This window comes from Kitasatospora sp. NPDC058444, from assembly GCF_042721415.1.
GTDB lineage: Bacteria > Actinomycetota > Actinomycetes > Streptomycetales > Streptomycetaceae > Kitasatospora.
This window is the reverse complement of the sequence record NZ_JBHXLL010000057.1, coordinates 1-5,516: the sequence shown is the minus strand read 5'-3', so window position 1 is coordinate 5,516 and position 5,516 is coordinate 1. Positions and strand designations below refer to the sequence as shown.

At 70.3% G+C, this 5,516-nt stretch carries 5 protein-coding genes and 1 pseudogene; 3 read left to right on the top strand and 3 right to left on the bottom strand.

Going from position 1 to position 5,516, the window contains the following annotated elements; all coding sequences use genetic code 11:
- The first annotated feature begins 84 nt into the window (after positions 1 to 84).
- The 3 genes from ACFWP2_RS35830 (at position 85) to ACFWP2_RS35820 (ending at position 3,549) form a co-directional block, all read left to right on the top strand.
- Positions 85 to 2,403, top strand: coding sequence for a type I polyketide synthase (locus ACFWP2_RS35830; RefSeq protein ID WP_380459599.1), 2,319 nt, complete (start codon positions 85 to 87; stop codon positions 2,401 to 2,403).
- Positions 2,400 to 2,855 (top strand): nuclear transport factor 2 family protein, encoded by a 456-nt coding sequence (locus ACFWP2_RS35825; protein ID WP_380459573.1) that lies wholly within the window; start codon positions 2,400 to 2,402, stop codon positions 2,853 to 2,855. The genes ACFWP2_RS35830 and ACFWP2_RS35825 overlap by 4 nt, the downstream gene beginning before the upstream one ends.
- Positions 2,856 to 3,144: 289 nt before the next feature.
- On the top strand, positions 3,145 to 3,549 hold the full coding sequence (locus tag ACFWP2_RS35820) for a tyrosine-type recombinase/integrase (protein ID WP_380459571.1): 405 nt from the start codon (positions 3,145 to 3,147) through the stop codon (positions 3,547 to 3,549).
- A 125-nt stretch (positions 3,550 to 3,674) separates the two neighbouring features.
- Here ACFWP2_RS35820 and ACFWP2_RS35815 read toward each other — a convergent pair whose 3' ends face one another.
- From ACFWP2_RS35815 to ACFWP2_RS35805, 3 genes and pseudogenes are all read right to left on the bottom strand, one after another.
- Positions 3,675 to 3,902 carry a hypothetical protein gene (locus ACFWP2_RS35815; RefSeq protein ID WP_380459569.1) on the bottom strand — a complete coding sequence of 76 codons (228 nt, stop codon included), beginning with the start codon at positions 3,900 to 3,902 and terminating at the stop codon, positions 3,675 to 3,677.
- Positions 3,903 to 4,180: 278 nt separating this feature from the next.
- Complete coding sequence (locus ACFWP2_RS35810) at positions 4,181 to 5,149, bottom strand: pentapeptide repeat-containing protein (protein WP_380459567.1); 969 nt, start codon at positions 5,147 to 5,149, stop codon at positions 4,181 to 4,183.
- 283 nt (positions 5,150 to 5,432) lie between these two features.
- Positions 5,433 to 5,516 (bottom strand): annotated as a pseudogene (locus ACFWP2_RS35805) (transposase); the annotation flags it as partial.

Sequence of the window (5,516 nt, the reverse complement as noted above, 5' to 3'; positions counted from 1 at the left end):
CCGGCCCCGGGCACCTGGACGGTCCTCGGCCCGGCCGACACCCCACCGCCCGGGACCTACCGGCGCGCCCCCGACCTGGACTCCGTGCCCGACGACGCCGAGGGCGTCGTCCTGGTCCCGTTCCTCGACGCGCACCAGCCCGCCGACCCGGCCCCGGTGTCCCGGGCGCTGGAGCTGGTCCAGGCCTGGCTGTCCGGCAGCCGGTGGAAGAACTCCCGGCTGGTCCTGCTCACCCGGGGCGCCGTCGCCGCCTCACCCGCCGAGGACGTCCCCGACCTCGCCCACGCCCCGCTCTGGGGCCTGCTGCGCTCGGCCGCCTCCGAACACCCGGGCCGCTTCGGCCTGGTGGACGTGGACGGCACCGAGGCGTCCTGGCAGGCGCTGCCGACGGCCGTCGCCGCCGAGGCCTCCCAGGTGGCGATCCGGGACGGCGCGGCACACGCCCCCCGACTGGCCCCGCTCGCCCCTCCCGCCACCGCCACCGCCACCACCACCGACCCCGTCGGCTTGGGCTTCGCCCCCGACGGCACCGTAATGATCACCGGCGCCGCCGGCGCCCTCGGCGGTCTGACCGCCCGGCACCTGGCGACCGCCCACGGCGTACGGCACCTGCTGCTCGTCGGCCGCCGCGCTGACGACACCCGGCTGACCGCCCTCGCCGCCGAACTGGAACGGATCGGCGCCACGGCCACCGTGGCCGGCTGCGACGTCGGCGACCGCGCCGACCTGGCCCGCGTCCTGGCCGGCGTCCCGGCCGGGCACCCGCTCACCGCGGTCGTCCACTGCGCCGGCGTCCTGGACGACGGCGTGGTCTCCTCGCTCACCCCGGAGCGGCTCGTCCGCACCCTGCACGCCAAGGCCCGATCCGCCTGGCACCTACACGAACTGACGGAGCATCAGAACCTCGCCGCCTTCGTCCTGTTCTCCTCCGCCGCCGGGGTGCTCGGCGCCCCCGGCCAGGCCAACTACGCCGCCGCCAACACCTTCCTGGACGCCCTCGCCCACCACCGCCGCCACCTCGGCCTGCCCGCCCACTCCCTGGCCTGGGGTCCCTGGGACCAGGACGGCGGCGGCATGGCGGGCACCGGTGAGCTGGAGCGCCTCAGCCGCAACGGCGTCGAGGCCTTCACCCCCGCACAGGGCCTCGCCCTGCTCGACGCCGCCCTCACCAGCGCGACCGCGGACCCCGTCCTCGTACCGCTCCGCGCCGCGCCCGCCGGCCCTGTGCCGCACCCGGGCAGCGCCCCCTCGGCGACGGCAGAGCCCGACCTGCCGACCGTCGTCCGCACCGAGGTCGCGGCCGTCCTGGGCTTCCCGTCCCCCGAGGTCGTCGACGAGCACAGCTCGCTGCCCGAACTCGGCCTCGACTCGCTCACCGCCGTCGAACTGCGCAACCGCCTCGACGCGGCCACCGGTCTGCGCCTGGCCGCCACCGTGGCCTTCGACCATCCCACCCTCCCGGCCCTGGTCGACCACCTGCGCACCCGGCTGGCCACCCGGACCACCCCCACCCCGACCCCGACTCCCACCGCCGCCACCACCACTGCCACCACTGCCACCCCCGACGCCACTACCGCCCTCGCCGCCCTCTTCCAGCAGGCCCGCGGCTCCGGCCGCACCCTGGAGGGAATCGGCCTCCTGCGCACGGCCTCCCGCTTCCTGCCCGCCTTCCGCACCCCCGCCGAGCTGCCCGCCCCGCCCCGGCCCGTCCGGCTCGCGGCCGGCCCGGCCGACCCCGCGCTGATCTGCCTGCCCGCCGTCGTCGCCCACTCGGGGCCGCACCAGTTCGCCCGGTTCGCCGGCGCCCTGCGCGGCCTGCGCGAGGTGGCGGCGCTGCCGCAGCCCGGCTTCCTGCCCGGCGAACCGCTGCCGGCGGACCTCGACGCGGTCGTCACCGCCCAGACCGAGGCCGTCCTGCGGTACGCCGACGGCGCCCCGGTCGCCCTGCTCGGCTACTCCTCCGGCGGCTGGGTCGCCCACGCGGTGGCCGCCCGCCTCGAAGCGTCCGGCCGGGGCCCGCGGGCCCTCGTCCTGCTCGACACCTACCTACAGGGCGACACCGACGACACCCTCGCCACCGCGTTCACCGACGGCCTGTTCGCCCGCCGCGCGCAGGACGACACGGCCGCCGAGCCGCACTCCCTCACCGCCATGGGCGCCTACTTCCGGGTGTTCGAGGACTGGAGCCCCGGCCCGGTCACCACCCCCACCCTCTTCCTGCGCGCCACCGACGCCCTGCCCGGCACCACGCCCCCGGCGACGTCCTGGGCCGGCACCGCCACCGTGCGGGAGACCCCCGGAGACCACTTCTCCCTCCTCGAGGAGCACGCCGCTCCCACCGCCCGAGCCGTCCACAGCTGGCTCACCCGCCGGCTGACCAACGAACAGGAGCCGACCCCATGACCGAAGTCACCCCCGAGCTGATCGAGAAGGCCTATGTCGCTCTGATCTCCTGCGACCGCGCCGAGGCCGCCCAGTACTGGTCCGAGGACGTCCGCTTCTCCGTCCCGGGCCGCCACCTCCAGGCGGGCTGGCACGTCGGCCTGGACGCCCTCCTCTCCTTCCGCCGCGCCCTCACCGAGACCGCCGGCGGCAACTTCGAGGTCGAGCTGCTCACCTCGATGATCAGCGGCAACCAGAACATGGACGTCGTCCACGTCCACGCCGTCCGCCCCGGCGCCCCGGAGGGCAGCACCTCCCCCTACGACGTCCTCGACGCCCGCGGCGTCCAGGTCTTCCACTGGGAGAACGGCCTGATCGTCGAGGGCCACGCCGGCTTCTTCGGCGACGGCGCCACCAACTACGACCAGTGGTGGTCCCCCCTCGACGGCACCGGCGAACGCCGCTACGCCTGACCCACCCTTCCGGCGTCCCACCCGGGACGCCGGAAGGCCCCGCCTCAGGCCGAGGCGCTGTCCTTCGCTCTTGCGGGGACCGGAAACCCCACCCGGAAACGACCGCACCGTGGTGCACGGCAGCACCTCCGCGCCGAGAAACCGTCGACCTTCGCCGTGGCCCGGCAGGTTCGAACAGCGACTCCAAACGATCCCGTTCGACCAGAAAATCACATGTGACTACATGTCACATTCGCTTGCCCCATTTACCGAGGCCAGCCGCGCCTGGATCGGCCTCTCCCCCAGAGTCATGACCGCCCTCCACCGCCAGGCCGACCTCCAGATGGCCGCCCACCCCGACGGCCGGCTGGAGGGCCTGGTCTTCGCCCACGCGGACGGATCGCCCCTGCGGCCCCAGTGGGTCCTCGACCAGCTCCGCAAACGCACCGCCAAACTCGCACTCCCCCGGGTCGGCCTGCACGACCTGCGACACACCGCCGCCAGCATCATGATCGCCGAAGGCATCCCCATCGCCATCGTGTCCAAGACCCTGCGCCATGCCACCCTGGCCACCACGATCAACCTCTACGGCCACCTCTTCAGGGACTCCGCCGACCAGGCCGTCAACGCCCTCGCCCGAGCACTCGACCAAGCCCAGCCGGACCGGCTCCGAGCCGTCCCCCGTGGCGACGACGACCTGCCGCTCGCCGCATAGCCGCCCGGTCGGTCGCCCGACCTGCCGTGCCGGGCCGGAAGTGCCCGTCGGCCTTCCTACCCGGTTGCCGCGGGCGGCGGCACGCAAGGTGCCTCCGCCCGCCGTCCGGCGCGTGCCCGGCCCGTTCAGCGGCGGAAGCCCCGGTGGGGGTCGCGGGCCGTGACGTTCCCGAACGGTTCGAACCAGGCTTGGGCGCGCAGGTCTCCCACGCCGAGCTGCCGGTTGGCGTCGCCGTCGGGGTCCTCGATGCCGTCGAATCGGGAGCTGTAGAGCATGAGGACGTCGGTGTCCTCTTTTCCGGTCGTGCTGATGCCCGACGTCGGGTTTGACGTGCATTGATGCGTGGCGAACATGTCCGAGACGTGCTTGGTGGCACCCGTACGGCGTGTGGGCGGGCGGCGTGACGGCGTGGCCGCCGTCGGTGGTGAGCTGGTGCAGCGTCCGGCCGCCGACCTCCCGCCTGGTCCCGGGCCGGTGTCTCACCCGGTCCGCGGTGTCCCGACGGAAGACCTTGGCCGACCGGGATACCGCTGCTGTACGCCGAACACCAGCGCAACGACGAGGAGCCTCGCCTGTGACTCCACCTCTCCTGACCAGCCTTTTCACCCCACCGGGACAAAATGAAAGAGGTTCAGCGATCGACCGAAATGACGCGCTCACCCAAATCATCCCAGCGTAGATGAGGTGGGAATCGCGTCTCACTATTTACTTTGGAGTATCTTAGCTGGATTTCTGTCAAGCCCTGCACTTCGGTCAAGTCTACTCCGCAGAGGTTGGCCTCAAGCAGGTCTGCGCCTGTCAGATCTGCGCCAGGAAGGTCCGTTGGGTAAAGCATTGTCTTGCAATCCAGCAAGGCGCCCCTTAGGTCTGCCCTAAAGAGGTGCGCTCCGCGCAGGTTGACTCCGGCAAGTTTCACATCGCGCAGATCTGCGCCAATGAGGTTTGCCCCGTTTAGATTTGCTCCGACAAGCCACACGTTATTTAGATTTGCATCGCTTAGATTGGCGTCAACTAGGTATGCCTTGTCCAGGTAGGTGCCCCGCAAATCGGTGCCTCTGAGGTCAGCGAGAGGCAGAAAGGCTGCGGGTAGGTGAATGTTTTGAATGGCGAGATCGCTGAGATTCACGCGCTCTAGCTCCCACTCAATGCGAGCAGGGCGACGGGCGAGAGCGGTAAGGGCAGCCTGAACATCCGGCGCAGGGCGACGGGGTGGCCAGACCACATAGTCATCGCGGGGTGTTGATGAATGTCCCAGATAGAGCCATCCGCGACGACTATGTGTGATTTTGTTGCTTCCCTCGTCGGTGGACCAGCGGGTCCAAATCTCTCCAGGAACAGGCGCCGCGCGCAGAGGCAATCGGCTTCTGATGAATGCGGCTAGAAGCTCGACGACGTCATTTTGGTGGTTTTCAGAGTCGCGCATCACGTGTTCGAGAGCATGGATACTCCCAATCCGCACGTACAATTCGTCCGATCCAAGGTGATCAAGCGCTCTGATGTATCGTTCGTTATCCTGCCCTTGTCGCGAGAGTCGATAGGTTCGGGCAGTATAGATCAGGGCCAGTCCAGCACCAGCTGCAATTCCGGCCTGAACGATCATCAGGCGCCATTGGCTGGTCGCTACCGTTTTGTCGTTTTGCCCAAGATGCTTCCAGCCCGGGTCCAGTGGCCCTGGGCCCAGCGCCAACGCCAACCCATAGCCGGCGAGTAACAGTCCTCCGGCCAACCAGATCCAAGGCCTTGCTCCACCCTGCCGAAACCGATTCCAGAGCGGTCGCCACGTCAGCAAATGCTGTCTGAGCTGCGCTACACGTCGTCGCATGGTCCCACCACATCTCAGCTGGGTGCTATCTCGATCTCCGGTTTGATCAACTAGTGCCGCATCAGGCAACGTTCGCCCTGGCGACGACGTCGCGTAGGCGTTCGTCGGCGGCGTGCTTGTTCCGCCAGATGATGTAGCGGCGGAT